This window comes from Acinetobacter sp. BIGb0102 (assembly GCF_003815055.1).
Classification (GTDB): Bacteria; Pseudomonadota; Gammaproteobacteria; order Pseudomonadales; family Moraxellaceae; genus Acinetobacter; species Acinetobacter vivianii.
This window is the reverse complement of the sequence record NZ_RKQE01000012.1, coordinates 116249-134775: the sequence shown is the minus strand read 5'-3', so window position 1 is coordinate 134775 and position 18527 is coordinate 116249. Positions and strand designations below refer to the sequence as shown.

Below are 18527 nucleotides of genomic sequence, written 5' to 3'. Positions count from 1 at the left end.
AAGGATCAAAGAAAGGACCTGACATATGACTAACTGTCCGTACGCATATGTCTGGATTTTTTTTAGTTATGGATAAACGACTTCATAATCCGCAACCGCTGTAACACTTCCCGCAGTCGTAGCGCCAGTTGCATAATATTGAGCTGTTAATGGAACAGTTGCTGTCCCCCCTGAAGTTGTTGTTTGTTCAGAAACACCAATACCCCCACTAAATACAATTGGGTTTCCTCCAGCATTACCATTCAGTAGCTGCACAGCAACATTAGATGCTGTACTTGATGTATTAATGCCTAAATTAGTACCTTCAGGATTATGCGCAGCAAAACGTACTGCCACGTCATCAGCAATCGTGCTACAACCTGAAAGATTTACGGTAAAAGATGTTGCTCCAGCAGTATCACCAGAAGCATTTAGATCACCTGTTCCTACTGTAGGTAACGTTACTGTTGGACTCGCTGTTCCGCCAACATCAACAGTACAAGTGTTCGCCTCAATCGTTCCTACAAACGTAATTGTCTCTGCTGCTACAGTTAAGTTTGCTGTCCCCAATGTAATTAAAGCCATTGTTAAAAACTTAATTTTCATAACAACTTCCTTCAAAAATAATTAAAATTAATGAATAAAAAGAATATATTATGTGCTTAGATCCGCCCTTTAAAGATTTTCAGCACACGATATATCCATAAAAAATACTACCCAAAATTACAAAAGTTACATTGATAATTCGGAACTAAAAATTGACATTTTTTATAAGAAAAGTTTTGTATTAAGTTTCTTAAATTGTATTAATTGTATTTATAGGCTTTTTTTCTTATCGTTCTTTATTTCATTGCTTTATCACCGAGTAATACAACGCTTTTTTATATTTTTAGTTTAAAAGCGATATCTCTCTTAGATTTTAATGACTAAAATTTAGACCTGAGCTCCTTAAAGAAAAACGTCTAAACGAAGCTCAGCACTAATTTAAATTATTCTTTCTGTTTTAAATGCGACTTAACTCAACAGCAAACAGTCTGCTAAATACTGTTTTTAGAGGAAGCAAAGTTGGCTAATGACTATTTTCAAATCTTGCCTCCCAAAGCCGCCACCAACTGTGCCGAGTTTTTAAGATGCAATTGCTGTAGCTCTAACAACCGCTCTTCCGCAGCCAAGCGCAGATTTTGCGCTGTGGCAACCTCAAGATAGCTCACCAAACCCGCTTGATAGCGCTGTGTAGCGACCCGTTCATTTTCAGTAGATAGCTTCAGAAGATGTTGTTGCTCTATCATCTGTTTTTGGAACAGTGACGCTTGCAATAAACCATCCTCAACTTCTTTCCAACCCTTCAAAACTGAATACTTATAAGCAGCAAGTTTTTCATCATAATTGGCTTGCGCCTGTTGAATATCAGCACGCCGCTTTCCACCATCAAATACTGTGCCTAGGACTTTTGCCCCAACTGACCATGCTGTATTCGGGGATTGCAATAGCGTATGGAACACTGGGCTATTCACACTGCTATCCACGCTAATGGTAAGATCCGGCAGCCATGCGGTTTGTGCTAAACCCAGTTGTGCATGCGTGGTCGCAAGTTCTCGCTCACGACGAATCACATCAGGGCGTTGTGCTAATAGGCGGCTTGGAATTTGGGTCGGAATCTGGGGGACACTAAATTGATAAGGACTTTTGTTTAAATTAAAGTCAGCAACATTCTGCCCGACTAAAAGCGCTAAAATATTTTCCTGTAAATCTCGGCTGCGTTGCAGTTCTAACAATTGCACAGCGACTTGTTTCAGTTGAGTTTCGGCCTGAATCACATCTGCGCGGGCAATCATTCCCGCTTGATATTGCTGTTGTAAAATACCCACTGAGCGTTGATAACTATGTTGCGTTTGCTGAAGAACGTCCAGTTTGGCATCAAATAAACGAATGCTCCAATATGCCTCTGCTGCCATCAATTGTTGACTGAGTTTAATTGCAGCAAGATCTGCCACAGAAGCCTGTACATTGGCCTGTTGACCGTCAACCGCTTTTGCAACTCTCCCCCAAAGATCAGGAATCCAGCTCACCGTCACATTGGCACCAAATTGCCGATTCTTAGCAGCGTTTTTAGTCTCGGTCTGATTGGCATTACCGCCTATGGTGATGTTTGGAAGCGCATTGGCACGTTGCCCATCTAACAGTGCAATAGCATGACGATATTTGGCTTGTGCCTGTTGGATGCTCAGGTTGTCCTGATCCAATTGTTGTAACAGTTTGGATAAAATCGGATCTTGATACATCTCCCACCATTGCTGTGGTGTCGCTGCTATCTTAGAAGCTTCAATCCACTGCAAATCTCCATATTTATACTGTGCAGCACTCTGAATAACGGGCTGCTGATAGGCTGCAGGCTTGTACGTAGTAGATTGGCAAGCCATCAAAGACATTGCAGCAGCAACACTGATAGAAAGTGTGAAGACTGTTTTTTTCATAGCGACTTCCTATTTATTCCAACGGAACACATTCAACTGCAACCTAAATTTATTTAAGCCTTGAGCGATTTTTTCAAACATGAGATACATCACAGGAGTCGTGTACAATGTTAATAATTGACCTAAAGCCAATCCACCTACAATGGCAATCCCCAAAGGTTGACGCATTTCCGAGCCTTCCCCCCAACTCAGTGCCAGTGGAATCGCACCCAATAAAGCGGCAGTATTGGTCATTAAAATCGGTCTAAAACGCAATGTCGCTGCGGCAATAACCGACTCGAAAGCGGTGTGACCTTGACGCCTTTGATGTAAAGTAAAATCAATCAGCAAGATGGCATTCTTCACCACAATTCCAATCAGCAAAAATACGCCCAACAAGGCAATCAAACTAAAGGGAATCTGAAATAGCCACAAACTGAGTAAAGCCCCCAAAGCTGCCGTGGGAATAGTGGATAAAATGGTAAACGGATGCACAATACTTTCATACGTGATTCCCAGTACAATAAAAATCAGCACAATCACCGCTGCAATCAAAGCAGGTGTGCTGATTCCCGCCTGTAAACTTTCACTTTCAACATCGCGATCTGTCATGACAAAGATTTCTTTTGGCAGCATGATCTCTGGCAAAACCTGACGAATGGCAGCATCCGCTTGTTCATAGCTATAGCCTTTCTTGACCACGTAGCCCACACCCATCGCTGCATATTGATTACGGCGATGCACCCGATCATTGCTGATTCCATAAGTCCATGTAGCGAAATTGCTTAAAGGCACATAGGCCCCTTGTTGATTCGGTATTTTGACATCTGCCAAAGCTTCAGGATGCTCAGTAAAGCGTTGATCGACCTCCATCACCACATAGAACTGGTCATTTCGATCATGAATTGTTGAAATCTGGCGTTGTGAAAATGAGTTATTTAAAACACTAGAAATATTTTCAATATCAACACCTAAACGTTTTGCTGCTTCGCGGTCAATATCTAAAGTGACGTGTTGAGCGCCTTCATCTCCTTGCGTTTCTACCTCTTCAAACTCAGGCAGTTTGCGCATCGCCTCGGCAACTTTGGGTGCCCATTCACGTAACAGACTCACATTGTCAGATTGCAATAACAATAAATATTCTTGAGCATTGCCGCTGGAAAAAGGATCGTCCAATTCCAAATCTTGTTCGACATCTGCTGAGAACACGGCCCCCGCCTGCCAAGGTGCATTTTTCTTTAAACGCTCGACTACCTCTTTGGAAGTTAAACCGTCACGTTCAGCCTTTGGCTTTAAACTCACCATCAAAAATGAGTTAGTCATGCCTCCTCCACCACCAGACGTACCGACCACATCTTGTACCGCAGGATCCTTGAGTAGGGCTTGATTAAACGCGGCAATCTTTGGTTGCATGATTTGAAAAGAAAAACCATCATCGCCACGAATAAAAGCACCGACCCGTCCAGTGTCTTGTTCAGGTAAAACGCGTTTGGGCAATAAATTGTAGATATAGACAGAAGCCATTATTGCAGCCAGCCAAACTACCACAATCAAATAAGCATGTTTTAATACCCAATGGAGAGACCGAATATAAGACTGGGTCAGCCCCTGAATCAAACGATGACTATAACGATACAACCGCGGAGGTTGGGTCAAGGATAAAGGTTTTAAACAACGTGCCGATAAACTTGGCGTTAAGATTAATGAAACAAAAACCGATAACAGCACCACAAAAACCAGCGTGAGCGAAAACTCTCGAAACAAGCGTTCAATTACCCCGCCCATAAACAGAACCGAGAGAAAAATCACGATTAAAGCCAGATTCATGGCGATCAAAGTAAAACCAACTTCCTGAATCCCTTTCACAGCCGCTTGGGCAAGTGAATCGCCTTGCTCAATATAACGCTCAATATTTTCGAGTACGACGATGGCATCATCAACCACTAAACCAATCGCAACAATGATTGCCATAATCGACAGGTTATTCAGCGAAAAGCCAGCCAAATAAATCAGACTACATACACCAATTAAAGTGACCAGCAGTGCCATTGCGGGAATCACAGCACTCTGCAAGCGCCCCAACATCAGCACCACCACAATCACCACCAGTAACATGGATAAAAACAAGGTATCCCGTGCTTCCTCTAAACTGTTACGGACAATATTTGAACCATCCATCACCACCGTTAACTGTGCATCACGAGGCATTAGCTCACGTAAAGCAGGCAATTTTGCTTTGATCAGATCAATGGTCGATACGGTATTGGCATTGGGCTGTCGGCTAATCTTTAATATCACCGCAGGTTGCCCGTTATGAAAACCACTAACATAACGGTTTTCAACCGAATCACTGACCGTGGCAATATCTTTTAAGCGGATCACCCCTTGATCAGTGTATCGGATAATCAGATCCGCAAAATCTTGGGCAGTTTTTAGTTCTGTTGATAAGGTCACTTGCCAACGTAATTGCTGTTGCTCAACCACACCCAATGCCTGTACCACATTACTTTTCGCGACCGCCTGCCGCACTTGCTCTAGTGACATCCCCGTTGAAACTAAAGCACTTGGATTGATGGTGATACGTACAGCTGGCATAGAAGCACCATCAATCGCAACTTCACCCACCCCGCTGATCTGAGCCAAGTTGGGTTGTAATTGTTGAGATGCTATTTCGTATAGCTTTGCAGCAGAAAGCTGTTTAGAGCTGAGCGCCAAATAGAAAATCGGACTTTGGCTTGGGTTGATTTTGAAATATTCGGGTGGACTCGGCATACCTGCGGGTAACTGTGACATCGCAGCATTAATGGCAGCCTGAACCTCACGCGCAGCTTCATTGATATCAGTGTTCAAATCAAAGTGTAAAACCACCTGCGTTGAACTTTGATTACTGGACGAGTTAATCGCTTTAACACCCGATACACCCATCATGGCGCGTTCTAAAGGTGTTGCTACAGTTGCAGACATACTTTCTGGACTGGCACCAGGCAAATTCGCCCTGACGACAATGGTAGGAATATCCGCTTGCGGTAATGCGGCAACAGGTAGGCGTAAATAGGCCAATATACCGAGCAGAACGATGGCTACACCCAACAGCACGCTGGCAACAGGCCGTTGCACAAACACAGACAACAACGTCATTCAATTGCCCCTGTTTGCTCAGAGAGTGTCAACTGTGTACTTGGCTTTGATTGAAGTCGATCAAAAAATAAATACACCACAGGTGTGGTGAATAAGGTGAGTATCTGACTGACTAATAAACCACCCACCATCACCAAACCTAAAGGTTGTCGTAATTCGGCTCCAGAACCAGAGGCCAGCATGAGAGGAATAGCGCCGACCACCGCAGCCAGTGTGGTCATCAGAATCGGGCGGAAGCGTAATAAAGCCGCCTGATAAATGGCCTGCTCAGCCGTCAAGCCTTGATGACGTTGAGCGGCAAGCGCAAAATCAACCATCATGATGCCGTTTTTCTTGACCAAACCGATCAATAAAATAATCCCGATCAGCGCAATCATGTCCAATGGCCTTCCCACCATAAACAAGGCCAATAAAGCACCAATTGCAGCAGAAGGTAAGGTTGAAAGAATAGTAACTGGATGAATAAAACTCTCGTACAGCATGCCCAGCACAATATACATGGTCACAATCGCAGCAATCACCAACCAAAAGGTATGTTGCTGTGAGTTTTCAAAAACGGCCGCAGCCCCTTGCAGTTGTACCTGTAGCTCTGGCGGTAAATCAAGGCTCTGCTTAACCTGCTCAATCGCAGCAATGGCTTCCCCTAAAGAGACACCCTTGGCTAAATTAAAGGAAATCCCAACCGCAGGAAATTGCGACTGTTGCTGTAAAAGAATCGGTGCATGTTTTTCGACAATGGTGGCGACGGAACTCAATAAAATCGGTTGTCCCTGATGATTATGAATATAGGTTTGGTTTAAAGCCTCAATACCCTGCGTCAGTTTGGGATCTAACTCTAAAACGATGCGGTACTGATTAGATTGAGTATATAAAGTTGCAATTTGCCGCTGCGCAAATAGATTCTGTAAAGCCAAACTAATGTCTTCAACACTTAAACCTAAACGTGCTGCCGCATCACGATTGACATCGATATAGGCCTGTAAACCCTGTCCCGCATCTTCACTGGTTACTGCCGCAAATGCAGGCTGCTGACGCAATGCCTGAACCAGTTGAGGTGTCCACTGCTCTACCAATTGATTTTTCGGTGCAGTCACACTCAGTTGATATTGGGTACGACTAATTTTGTCTTCAATACTCAGCTCTTGTACAGGTTGCATCCAACCTTTAATCCCCTGTACCTGTGCAAAATTTTCATTGAGTCGCACCATCACATCCGTTGCGGGTTCACGTTGAGCATGGGGTTTTAAATTGACCAAAATACGTCCATTGCTTAACTTTGGATTATTGGCATCCACACCAATAAAAGAAGACAGGCTGGCGACTGCTGGATCTTTTGCAATCACTGCTGCCAGAGCTTGTTGGCGTTCGCTCATGGCCTGAAATGAAATTTGGTCAGGGGCTTCGGTGACCACCTGAATGACACCATTGTCCTGTACTGGGAAAAAGCCTTTCGGAATCGACCAATACAACAGTCCCGCCAGTACCACTGTTGCCAACATCACCATCAAAGTCAGTACTTGGTGCCGAAGTACCCATTGCAGTAAGGTCGCATAATGCTGAATCACTCGATCCAGACTCCAACGACTTGGTTGCTCTGCATGCTTCGGTGCATCTTTTAGCAAATAGGCACACATCATTGGGGTCAAGGTCAGAGACACCACCAAAGACAGTGCAATGGCTGCTGCCAGTGTCACGGCAAACTCATGGAACAGCCGTCCAACGACATCGCCCATGAAGAGTAAAGGAATCAAAACTGCAATCAGGGAAATCGTCAAAGAAATGAGGGTAAAACCAATTTCTTTTGATCCTTTCAGGGCTGCTTGTAACATGCTTTCACCTGACTCGCGGTGTCGTGCAATATTTTCAAGCATCACGATGGCATCATCTACGACGAAGCCTGTGGCAATGGTTAATGCCATTAAAGTCAGATTATTGACCGAGAAACCAAGGAAATACATCAATACAAAAGTGCCGATAATCGACAGCGGTACGGCAATACTGGGAATCAGGGTCGCAGCAAAATTACGTAGAAACAGGAAGGTGACCAACACCACCAGACACACGGCGAAGACCAATTCTTTTTGCACATCTTTAATCGAGCTGCGAATACTTTCGGTTCGATCAGTGAGTACGCGAATGTGAACATTTTCAGGTAGATTTTGTTGTAACTCAGGTAGGATTTTTTTGATTTGATCTGCCACCTCAATCACATTGGCATTGGGTTGTCGCTGAATATTCACCAAAATAGCAGATTGGCTATCCGCCCACGCTGCCATATAACGATCTTCACTGCCCTCAAGCACTTGTGCGACATCTTTTAGACGAATCGGTGCACCACTGTTCCAACGTAAAATCAGGTTTTCATAATCAGAAATCGAACGCATCTGATCGTTGGCATCGAGCATGGTTGATCGAAAAGGCCCATCAAAGCTCCCTTTCGGCTGATTGGCATTGGCCGCAGCAATCGCCGCGCGCACATCTTCAGCACTGAGCTTAAACGCTGCCAAGGCAGTTGGGTTCATCTGCACACGAATGGCGGGACGTTGTCCCCCTGCCAGACTCACCATTCCAACACCCGAAAGCTGTGAAAGTTTTTGTGCCACACGCGTATCGACCATGTCATAGACCGTGGTCAGTGGCAAACTTTCAGAACTAATCGCAAGAGTAATCACGGGCACATCGGCAGGATTCACTTTGCGATAGATGGGTGGAGTAGGTAAATCATTCGGCAATTTACTGCTGGCGGTACTTAATGCCGACTGAACTTCTTGCTCGACAATGCCCAATTCGGCAGATAATTCAAATTGCAGGGTGATCACCGAAGCACCGACCGAACTATTTGAAGACATTTGCTTCAAACCTGCAATCTTGCCCATCTCCCGTTCTAAAGGTGAACTGATAGTTCGCTGCACCGTATCTGGATTTGCACCTGGCTGAAAGGTGTAAATCTGAATAATCGGATAATCGACCTGCGGTAATGCCGATACAGGTAATAAACGCCACACCAACAGGCCACTAAAAAATAGGGCCAACATCAACAACGTGGTGGCGACGGGTCGGACAATAAAGAATCTGGAAATATTCATACGCTTATCCAGCTACAGTTTTTGCTGGTATTGGCTTAGAAACATCATCCTGAATGACTTGTACTTCTTGCCCTTCTGAAAGTCGATCAATCCCCTCTAAAACAACACGTTCATTGCCCTGAAGACCTTCAATAATCTCAGTCTGTCCTTGGGAAACAGCACCCAGTTTTAACAGACGTACTTCGGCTTTCTGCGCTTTATTGACAATATAAACATAAGTTCCTTTTGCACCATGTTGGATGGCGTCACTCGGTAGATGCACTGCATTTTGCAAAGTCTTAGCATTTAAACGAACATTGACAAATTGATTCGGAAATAAAGCATCATCCACATTGGCAAACACAGCTTTAACTTTAAGTGTGCCTGTGTTCAGATCAATCTGGTTATCCAGTGCTTGAACTGAGCCTGTTGCCAATTGATTTTGTTCTGCACGATCCCAAGCACTGACTTGAATGCTTTGCTTATTTTTTGTGGCTTGGCGTACGATATCCAAATAGTTTTCCGCAATGGCAAACTGAATATACACAGGATGAATTTGGGTAATACTCAATAGACCCGTTGCTTCATTGGCCTGAATTAAATTGCCTGCATCTTTGAGACGGAAACCAACACGTCCATCAATCGGTGCATATATTTTGGTATAAGACAGTTGTAACTTTGCCGCATCCACCTGTGCTTGATTGGCTTGCATCTGTCCCTTGAGTTGATTAACTAAGGCTTGCTGTTGATCGACCTGTTGCTTGGCAATCGAGTCTTGCTTATACAGCAACTGATAGCGATTCAATTCAGTTTGTGCATTTTGCAACTGCGCTAAATTTTGTTGCTGTGTCCCTTGTGCGTGTGCCAATGCGACTTGAAATGGTGTCGGATCAATTTGTGCTAACAATTGTCCTTTCTTGATGTATTGCCCCTCTTGGAAATACAGCTTTTGCAGCACACCAGACACCTGACTTTGAACATTCACGGTATTGGCTGGCACCACCGTACCAATCGCCTTAATTTGTAATTGCAAGTCTCCACGTTGTACCCCTACCACACGAACAGGCACGGGTTTGCTCCATTGACTAAATGACTCTTGCTTATTGGCTTGTGACTTTTTCCAATAATTCCAGCCCCATATCCCCAATAGTGAAAGCACAATAAGGCCAATCAACCATTTGATTTTATTTGATCGAGAATGCTGTTGTGGTTTTAAATCAATCTGTTGTTCACTCATGACATACTCTACTTATTCAAATAAAATTCATTAAAAATATGGGAGAAGAAGAAAACGAAAAATGTTCCCCTGCATTGGTTTAGTCGAACGAAATTCAAAATCAGCTCAATTTTTTCTGTAAAAGTATGTATACAATTTTATTGATATTAAGAACTATTATCATTACTATTTAAAAATATTTTTAACCCTTCTTTAATGCGCATCTCCCCGCACATTTGTGGACTCCTTGCTATGAACCTGAATGTAGAAAAACAGTTATGGTTTAGCCACGTTTACCAATCGCAACAAAGCACACTGTTGTCATGGTTCAAGCACAAACTACAGCATCACCATCAATCGGAAGATTTAAGTCAGGAAGTGTTCTACCGTGCTTTAAAAAGTGACTATTGCTTTGAAAAGATTAAAGAACCTCAAGCATGGTTAATGGGCATTGCCAAACATGTGATTATTGATCATTGGCGTCGCCAACATGTGGAACATCTGTATTTAGATGCACTTGCACAACTGCCAGAAGAATACTATCCATCGGCCGAATACGAAGTCTGTATTCGAGAAACGCTCTATCAAGTCCATTTAATGTTAGAAAAACTGCCTCAGCGTACCGCACAGGTATTTTTATTATCACAATTGGATGGACTAACTTATCGTGCCATTAGTGAAAAACTGGATATTTCTGAAGCAACGGTCAAAAGAGATATGAAACAGGCTTTCTTGGCCTGTATTAGTCTTTATAATCAGACTGATTAATTTGCTGAATTTGCGTTTCTGCCATGTCTCAAGTCTCTAAAATCCCTGATCATGTATTAGACGAAGCCACCGATTGGCTCGTGCTATTACATTCAGGTGAAATGACCGAACTACAACAGCAGCAATTTGAACATTGGCAAGCAGAAAAAAAAGAACATGCCTTAGCTATTCAGCACATCAATAAATTTACACACGGCTTAACAGGGTTATCCAACCACTTCCCTTCAGAATCTTTAGTCCAGTCCAAGCAAAAATTTAATCTGACAGCAAAACGAAATATGCTGTTCAGTCTTTCAGGATTGCTGGTTCTCGGCTGTGCGACTTATTTAATGCCTTGGGCAAAATGGCAATCGGATTATCATACTCAGGTGGGTGAAATTAAAACCGTTTCGCTGAAAGATGGTTCAAGCTTGATATTGGCCAGTGATAGTTATATCAACGTAGATTTTTCTAAACAGACTCGACAAATTACACTGATTGAAGGTGAAATTTATATCCAGACCGCCAAAGATCCACAGCATCGTCCATTTATGGTGAATACCAAAGATGGTGCGATTGAAGCCTTAGGTACGCAGTTTACGGTACGACAAGAACAGCATGATCAAACTCGAGTCAAAGTCTATCAACATGCGGTCGCACTACAGCCTCAAGATTCTGGGCAACGTCAGATTTTAAAGCAAGGTCAACGTGCATATTTCGATACCCAACAGATCTCAAAACCACTTGCACTAGAAAATGATCGTCCTTATTGGACACAACAATTGTTGGTGGTAGACCAATGGCCTTTACAAAAAGTACTGGATGAATTGTATCGTTATAAAAAAGGGACATATCTTATCGATACTGAATTGAAAAAGATCCCGATTTCTGGGGTATTTTCATTGCAAAATCCTCAACAGAGTCTCGATACACTAGCCTACACCCATCAACTTGAGCTCAGCTATTACAGTCCGTACCTATTAAAAATAAAAAAAAGATAAAAATTTGACACTTTTTTTGATCTGATCCGACTTATAGAGAAATACACTCCCAGTCGAGAAGACCACATGAAGGATTATCAGGCGAAAAATACCTTGGCATTGGCTGTACGCGCAATATTATGGGGCATGCCGCTTAGCGTTGTCAGTATGGCAACAACCTCTGCTTATGCTGCAAATGTTTATCAGATTTCAATTAGCTCAACTACACTCGATCAAGCACTTAAACAGCTCGCGATTCAAACAGGTACCACCATCAGCTATGATTCGACCACACTCTCTAAAATAAAAAGCGCTTCACTCAAAGGAAATTATTCAGTAGAAACAGCTTTAGACGTTTTGCTCAAACCGCATGCATTTGAAGCAGTCAAAGTTGCCAATGCGGGATATAGCATTCAAGCCAAAGCAACTGTAGCAGCGGTTGAACCTAAAGTCGTTCAATTAGAAGCAATTCGTACCAAAGCAAATGCGAATGATGTGAATCAAACTAGCGGCGAAACTGGTGCGGTGCAATTAGCAACGATTCACTTGAGTGCGGATAAAGGTCAAAATCTTACCACTGAAGGTTCTGGGTCATATACAGCCAAGGCAACAACAGCCTCGACAGGTTTGGCTCTGACACTCAAAGAAACACCCCAATTGGTTAGTGTGATTACCAACCAACAAATGAAAGATCAGAACCTGACCCAGCTGACGGATGTAGTCAGTCAGGCAGCGGGCCTTTCGATTAAACAAGGTGGAAGTATCGGCAGTGATAACTCCCCGATTTATGCGCGCGGTCAACAAGTGGATAACTATCTTCTGGATGGTGTCAAACTCATGAGTTCTTATCAGGCTATTTTCCAGAGTCAGGATATGGCGCTGTTTGATCGGGTTGAAGTAGTTCGTGGTGCCAACGGCTTGATGACAGGCTCAGGTACAGCAAGTGCCAGTATTAACATGGTCCGTAAAAAGCCTTTGCAGGATTTTAAAGCCTCTGTCAGTGTAGATTTAGGTTCTTGGGATTATTACCGTACCGATATTGATGTATCCAGCCCTTTAAATGCTTCTGGTAGTGTCCGTGGGCGTACCCTATTTGCCTACCAAAATTCAGACTCTTATATTGACCGCTATAATGAAGAACGCAAAGTTGCTTATGCTGTCGTAGAAGCAGACCTCAGTGAAAAAACCAAAGGTAGCCTTGGTGTTAGTTACCAACAAATGAATCTTTCTGGTGTGGCACGTGGTGGTTTACCAAGTTTTTATACCGATGGTTCTCTGATTGACTGGTCGCGCTCAGATTCAGCAGCAGCAAGCTGGACAGGTTCTGACCGCACTACAACTGCTTTCTTTGCAGATCTAGAGCATCAACTGAATGACCGCTGGAAATTAAAAGGCGTGGTATCACGCACCATTACCGATTCAGATGAAATTGTTGGCTATACCTTTTCAAATACAGGAATTGATAAAGCGACAGGTAGTGGTGCCATGCTCTATGCAACCCGCTGGGACTATCGACCGACTCAGGATTTGTTTAATTTAACCTTGAATGGTTCATTTGATTTGTTTAATCAAACTCACGATGTGGTTCTTGGTACAACCTATACTCAGAGTAAAAACAAACGCCCCACCTATTCTGGCTGGAACAATGGCATGTCATGGGAAGGCAAGCTTGATAATATCTTTACATGGGATGGTCATACTCCAAGCCGTCCACCCACTCAAATCGATGGTTGGTATAGCGGAGATGATCGTAGCAAATCCATTTTTGGTGCAGTACGTTTAAAAGCAAGTGATGATCTGGCAGTCATTTTGGGGACACGTGTTGAAGACTGGGAACGTGTTACGGGTGATCATAATAATGAAAAGAATTCTACGGAATACACCAAGCAGGAAGAAAAAGGAAAAGTTATTCCTTATATTGGCCTAACCTATGATTTCACAGAGCATTGGACAGGTTACGCCAGCTATACCAATATTTTCTCACCCCAAGATAAGAAAACCATGACAGGCAGTTATATTGAACCCGTCATCGGTAATAGTACCGAATTGGGAATTAAAGGTGAATTCTTCGATAATCAGTTAAATATTGGCGCAGCCATTTATCAGGTTAAGGAAGATAATAAAGCTGTAGAAATCACGGGTGCAAAAGCACCTGATGGTTCTCAAGCTTATAGAGCTGAATCGGGAACCGAAAGTCGTGGTTTTGAACTTGAAGCCACAGGTAAGATCACTGATGTTTGGCAAATCTCAACCAGTTTTACCCGTAACCTGTCTAAAAATAATCAAGGCAATAACCTAGATACCACTATTCCGAATAATACTGCCAAACTGTTTAGCACCTATACCCTGCCTTATCTGGATGAAGCAATCACTGTGGGCGGTGGTGTGCGCTGGCAAAGTGAAATTTATCAAACTGGTGGACCAAATGGTGCTCGTTTTACCCAAGACAGCTATGCGCTAGTCGATTTAATGGCACGTTATAAAGTCAATGATCAGCTTGTGGTGAATTTCAATTTGAATAACCTATTTAATGAAAAATACCACTTGGCGACCACCAACAGCTATTATGGTGCACCGACCAATTTCCGTGTGGGCTTGAAATATGACTGGTAAGCCAAGCTAGCCCTATATCTCATGCACAAATAAAAAGAGGAAACTAAAGTTTCCTCTTTTTATTTAATGACGATACAACTAAGGCTTAAATCAAACTCAAAATCAGCAGCAGTCCGAATAAAGCAGCAGCGATCACATTAGCCTGTAATAATTTTTTAGGGTGATAAGTCAATAACAGCCCTACCGCCAAAGCAGCAAAAGTGATACAACCCAACCATTCTGATAAACCGATCGAAGCACCTTTTAAATATATTGCAGCGACAGCAGAGAGCAACAAAATACTCCACCCTACAATTTCAAAACGTCTGCTATTTTGAGCCGAGATTGGGGATGTAAAAATATCGCGTTGATGCTTACTCATTCCGCACGCCAGACTCGATAGCGCCACCACGGCAACGCACCACAACATCCATGCTGCCATTATGCTTGCTCCTGTGCCGACTGAGCCTTAGGCTGTTTTTTCTGCTTAACCGGTAGACCTTGATAACGCTTTAATTTGTAATAAGAATAGATAAAGATCAGTCCTAAAATAATGCAGACCAGATCAAAGCTAGCGATCATCCATTGTCCATGATAGATACTCATCCATAATGCCTGCCCACCTGTAACCAAGTTCAAAATTGGGATAAACAGGAACATCACGGCAGCCAAAGCCAGTTGCTCTAGCCAAGCTGGACGATGTGCCCGAACAGCCGCATGAATCAAGCACAATAACCAGACAATAAAGAACACATTAATTTCTAAGGGTGAGCGTTCAGCCAGTTGTGCGGGTATAACCCGATTAGCAAAGAAATAAGCTGCACAGGCAATTGGTAAACCTGTAATCGCTGTAATATTCAGAACTTCAACCACACGATGTCCAAAGGGTTTATAACCAAGCTTTTGTACATCTGGAATGCGCTTCACAACCCATAAAATCAAACCGGAAGCGATCATCATCGTGCCTAAGACACCTGATAAAAATAATAACCAGCGCAAGACAGAATCCACACCACGTGCCATATGCAACCATGTCACCAACGTATAAATAGCTTTTGATGCTGAATTTACGGGCTTGGCTTCATCAATTGGTTGCCCAGTTACCGCATTAAACTTGAGTGAAGGAACACTTTCCCGATCCAGCAAGGTGGTGGTACGCGTGGCATTAAATTGCACATCAGCTTCAATAGTATTCGGTTTATTCACTCGAATAGAGGAAATCGGATTATCGCCCCAACCCTGCTGCAGGCTTTGACTCAGTGTTGTCAAATTCACCATCGGTGCAGCTGCAATCACAGGCCTTTCTTGTTCGGATTCACGACGGCCACCACCTCGATTGCCACGTCCTTCTTCAGCTGCTTCTTTCTGCTTTTGCTCTGCCAGTAAACGTGCTTGTTCAGGTGTTTGGGCAACGGGTTCATTTAAAATCTGATAAAAATTTCGAACATTGCCATAGTGCGTGTTCATTGCCCACGGCATAAATAAATGCATCAAGAGCAACAAACCACTAAAGGTAATCATGATATGAAATGGCAAGGCAAACACAGCTGTTGCATTGTGAGCATCCAGCCATGAACGCTGGCCTTTGGCAGGACGGAAGGTAAAGAAATCCTTGAAGATTTTTTTATGGGTAATAATGCCACTGATAATCGCAACAAACATCAACAGTGTCGCAATACCTACAATCCAGCGCCCCCAAATTCGCGGCATACCATAAAGTTCAAAATGAAAGCGATAAAGGAAACCACCGCCACGCGTTTCTCTGGCTTTAATTTCATGACCAGTTTGTGCATCCAGATAAATTTCACCACCACGACGTCGCCCTTCCCCTGGCTGACGGACATTCAGCATAATGGCTGGCTGTCTTTCATTGGCAAAACGGATATTCCAGCTCTCGGCACTTTGTCCTTTTTGATTTAAATATTGCAGTGCATAAGTTAATTGTTGTTGCTGCGAAGTAGTATTCACGGATTGATGCAGTTCTGGCTTCATCCAGACTGTAATTTCATTTTGGAAGAAACTCAGTGTTCCCGTAAGAAAAACAGCATAGAGTAACCATCCCAGTAAAAGACTGGTCCAGGTATGTAACCATGACATTGATTGGCGTGGGCCTTCATTTTTACCATCTACACGCATGACCTTACCCTTTTAAAAACCAGTACAACACTGTCATCGCCAGACTCGGTATCACCACACCCAACCACACTTTCAAGGTCGAATTGACCATAAATACCCAAATGAATATGGCGCAATGGATCACAAAAGCCAGCATGGTCGCGCTAAATACGGCACTGGCTTTGAGGGGTTCAGATGAAAATAAATAACCACTCAACATCGTTGCAATCGCGGCAAAGTAATATCCCCCAAAAATTGCGAGTACAAAACGTGAAAAAATCATCAATCGATATTGAATCAATGATGATTGTTCAACTTGTTTTTTAGTTGCCCGTTTTGTGGAAACCAAAGGAATCGAGGCTTCAATAGTCATAAGAGATACCAAGAAAACTGCTGATTGTTTGAAATCAACAACACTTTTATATTCAGGAGAGCGGTCTATAAGAAAAATTAAGATTTAAATCATTTCAGAAATCACAGATCCACCCATGGACAATGCCAATGTTGTGTCACCTCTCATCTCATTCTAAATTTCTACCCTTCGTAACTTAAGGTAGGCAATTGCCTGCACATCCTTTTCTCAGGTAAAAATGAGAATAAATTTAGATCAATCTTAATTTATCCTTAAAAAATTCAACGAATAATACACAAAATCAACAAAAAGAACAATAATGATAATAATTATCATTATTTTATAAAAATGCTGATGTTTAAGCTTTGAACAGTGAGAAAGAATTGTCTAAAACCTATTTTTAAATATATAGTTATTTGTTTTAATTAATAAAATGGAGTGAACCGTATAAAATTTTATTTACTACATGGATTAAGAGGATCTTATTCTGTCAGTTAACAATTGAAGAGCTCATCCATACATCTATTCATGAATAGCCTCCCCTTAATCAAACTTAAATCGCTGCTTAATGATTTCCATCACTTTGCTTAACTTATCTTGCGGTACATTTGGTCTAGCCACTAAAAACACATACATTTCCGACCTGAAATCCTGAATATCCAGTACTGCCAAGGTGTTATTCAGTTCATTGTAATATTCAAAAAACGGCTGTGGAACCAAGCCAATGCCTTCATATTTCTCTACAAAATCTAACTGTGATTTGGTGCCAAAAATTTCATGTCTGATATGTAGCTTTTTCCCTTGGCTCATCAATCGATTATTTAAATCTACTCTGAAACCACATCCTTCTGGATTTAACACCCAGCCCGTACGATTACAGTCATCTAGACTCTTATACTCTCGCACCATTTCTTTACGCCCAATAATCACCAGCGGCACAGTTCCCAACATAGACCAATTCTCTTTACTGTCTAGTGTCTGGTTCGTAGGCAATAAAATGACTGCTGTATCAATTTCATGGTCATTCAATAATAGAATTAAGCTTTTCCCCCAACCATTCACAATTTCAACTTGCTCAAAAGCATCGACGATGTATGGAGATAAACTACTATTTAATGTATGTGGAATGCCCACTCTTAAGTCAAAATCAGTTTTTACTTCCTGTATATTTTCATTCAAAAACTGAAAATTACTAAGCTGTTTCAATTCAGCCAATACATGAAATGCTTTAAAATAAAATTTATGTCCTAATGGTGTCAGCTGTAAAGGCCTTGCTTTTCTATCAAATAGGATAAATCCAATTTTTTCCTCGAGTCTGCTAATATTTTTAGAAATGACCGACTGACTTACTCCGAGATTCTCAGCAACGATTTTAAGGTTTAAATTTTCAGCGGAATAAACAAAAATTTCTAACTCTCTTGCACTGATCATAAAAAAAACCACAAATTAAATTTTGTGAATTATATGGAACAACAATTAAAAAAATAGGGTTTTATTATTAACTTATGATTGGTTGAATTTTTTAATTAAAAATTTAAAGTGATGAAAAAACTAAACTTTAATGTTTAATAAGCTCATCCAGATAAATATAAACCACTTTATGTTTACATTTACTCAACAAACAACCTTAAAAACACTACAAAATAAGATAAATTCTCATTATTGATTCCATACAGGAAACAATTAAGTGAATTTATTTCAAAAATACCCCTGTTTTTTTAATGCTATATTGAGCTTCGTTTTTTAACTAGAAATTAAAAAGGAGAGACCAATAACGCTTGAGAATTCCTTAGAGAATATAGTGAAAACATGATTCACTATTCAAATTTCTAGTTGAAGATTAATTGTTAAACTTTCTCAGATCAGCGCAAATGAAAAGAGATTCTTCAA

12 protein-coding genes are annotated in these 18527 nt (G+C 41.9%); 3 read left to right on the top strand and 9 right to left on the bottom strand.

The annotated features are described in order from the left end of the window. Positions 1–66 precede the first annotated feature (66 nt). The 5 genes from EC846_RS09500 to EC846_RS09480 form a co-directional block, all read right to left on the bottom strand. Positions 67–585: a fimbrial protein gene (locus EC846_RS09500; RefSeq protein ID WP_123775017.1), complete on the bottom strand. Its 519-nt coding sequence runs from the start codon at positions 583–585 to the stop codon at positions 67–69. Positions 586–1061: 476 nt separating this feature from the next. Further along, positions 1062–2453 (bottom strand): efflux transporter outer membrane subunit, encoded by a 1392-nt coding sequence (locus tag EC846_RS09495; RefSeq protein WP_123775016.1) that lies wholly within the window; start codon positions 2451–2453, stop codon positions 1062–1064. Between the two features lie 9 nt (positions 2454–2462). Next, positions 2463–5570, bottom strand: a complete 3108-nt coding sequence (locus EC846_RS09490; RefSeq protein ID WP_123775015.1) for an efflux RND transporter permease subunit — start codon at positions 5568–5570, stop codon at positions 2463–2465. Next, positions 5567–8656 carry a multidrug efflux RND transporter permease subunit gene (locus tag EC846_RS09485; RefSeq protein WP_123775014.1) on the bottom strand — a complete coding sequence of 1030 codons (3090 nt, stop codon included), beginning with the start codon at positions 8654–8656 and terminating at the stop codon, positions 5567–5569. The genes EC846_RS09490 and EC846_RS09485 overlap by 4 nt, the downstream gene beginning before the upstream one ends. A 4-nt stretch (positions 8657–8660) precedes the next feature. After that, positions 8661–9872 (bottom strand): efflux RND transporter periplasmic adaptor subunit, encoded by a 1212-nt coding sequence (locus EC846_RS09480; RefSeq protein WP_123775013.1) that lies wholly within the window; start codon positions 9870–9872, stop codon positions 8661–8663. Between the two features lie 231 nt (positions 9873–10103). On the opposite strand from EC846_RS09480, the gene EC846_RS09475 reads away from it, so the two are divergent. From EC846_RS09475 to EC846_RS09465, 3 genes are all read left to right on the top strand, one after another. Further along, positions 10104–10619 (top strand): sigma-70 family RNA polymerase sigma factor, encoded by a 516-nt coding sequence (locus tag EC846_RS09475; protein WP_005256546.1) that lies wholly within the window; start codon positions 10104–10106, stop codon positions 10617–10619. A 23-nt stretch (positions 10620–10642) separates the two neighbouring features. Continuing rightward, positions 10643–11599, top strand: a complete 957-nt coding sequence (locus EC846_RS09470; protein WP_123775012.1) for a FecR family protein — start codon at positions 10643–10645, stop codon at positions 11597–11599. Between the two features lie 66 nt (positions 11600–11665). Beyond that, positions 11666–14191, top strand: coding sequence for a TonB-dependent siderophore receptor (locus tag EC846_RS09465; RefSeq protein ID WP_123775011.1), 2526 nt, complete (start codon positions 11666–11668; stop codon positions 14189–14191). Between the two features lie 85 nt (positions 14192–14276). On the opposite strand, the gene EC846_RS09460 is transcribed toward EC846_RS09465, so the two are convergent. The 4 genes from EC846_RS09460 to EC846_RS09445 form a co-directional block, all read right to left on the bottom strand. Next, entirely contained in the window at positions 14277–14612 is a 336-nt protein-coding gene (locus tag EC846_RS09460; protein ID WP_123775010.1) for a DUF3325 domain-containing protein, read from the bottom strand. Continuing rightward, positions 14612–16306, bottom strand: a complete 1695-nt coding sequence (locus tag EC846_RS09455; RefSeq protein WP_123775009.1) for a PepSY-associated TM helix domain-containing protein — start codon at positions 16304–16306, stop codon at positions 14612–14614. The genes EC846_RS09460 and EC846_RS09455 overlap by 1 nt, the downstream gene beginning before the upstream one ends. Positions 16307–16310: 4 nt before the next feature. Beyond that, positions 16311–16658 (bottom strand): DUF3649 domain-containing protein, encoded by a 348-nt coding sequence (locus EC846_RS09450; protein ID WP_123775008.1) that lies wholly within the window; start codon positions 16656–16658, stop codon positions 16311–16313. A gap of 522 nt (positions 16659–17180) precedes the next feature. Continuing rightward, the gene (locus tag EC846_RS09445; protein ID WP_123775007.1) at positions 17181–18068 is read right to left on the bottom strand and encodes a LysR family transcriptional regulator; all 888 of its coding nucleotides are present in this window, start codon (positions 18066–18068) and stop codon (positions 17181–17183) included. Positions 18069–18527: the final 459 nt, after the last annotated feature.

Bases quoted from the DNA above. Each gene is read 5' to 3' on its own strand.
- EC846_RS09500 (WP_123775017.1), bottom strand. From the start codon at position 585: ATGAAAATTAAGTTTTTAACAATGGCTTTAATTACATTGGGGACAGCA.
- EC846_RS09495 (WP_123775016.1), bottom strand. From the start codon at position 2,453: ATGAAAAAAACAGTCTTCACACTTTCTATCAGTGTTGCTGCTGCAATG.
- EC846_RS09490 (WP_123775015.1), bottom strand. From the start codon at position 5,570: ATGACGTTGTTGTCTGTGTTTGTGCAACGGCCTGTTGCCAGCGTGCTG.
- EC846_RS09485 (WP_123775014.1), bottom strand. From the start codon at position 8,656: ATGAATATTTCCAGATTCTTTATTGTCCGACCCGTCGCCACCACGTTG.
- EC846_RS09480 (WP_123775013.1), bottom strand. From the start codon at position 9,872: ATGAGTGAACAACAGATTGATTTAAAACCACAACAGCATTCTCGATCA.
- EC846_RS09475 (WP_005256546.1), top strand. From the start codon at position 10,104: ATGAACCTGAATGTAGAAAAACAGTTATGGTTTAGCCACGTTTACCAA.
- EC846_RS09470 (WP_123775012.1), top strand. From the start codon at position 10,643: ATGTCTCAAGTCTCTAAAATCCCTGATCATGTATTAGACGAAGCCACC.
- EC846_RS09465 (WP_123775011.1), top strand. From the start codon at position 11,666: ATGAAGGATTATCAGGCGAAAAATACCTTGGCATTGGCTGTACGCGCA.
- EC846_RS09460 (WP_123775010.1), bottom strand. From the start codon at position 14,612: ATGGCAGCATGGATGTTGTGGTGCGTTGCCGTGGTGGCGCTATCGAGT.
- EC846_RS09455 (WP_123775009.1), bottom strand. From the start codon at position 16,306: ATGCGTGTAGATGGTAAAAATGAAGGCCCACGCCAATCAATGTCATGG.
- EC846_RS09450 (WP_123775008.1), bottom strand. From the start codon at position 16,658: ATGACTATTGAAGCCTCGATTCCTTTGGTTTCCACAAAACGGGCAACT.
- EC846_RS09445 (WP_123775007.1), bottom strand. From the start codon at position 18,068: ATGATCAGTGCAAGAGAGTTAGAAATTTTTGTTTATTCCGCTGAAAAT.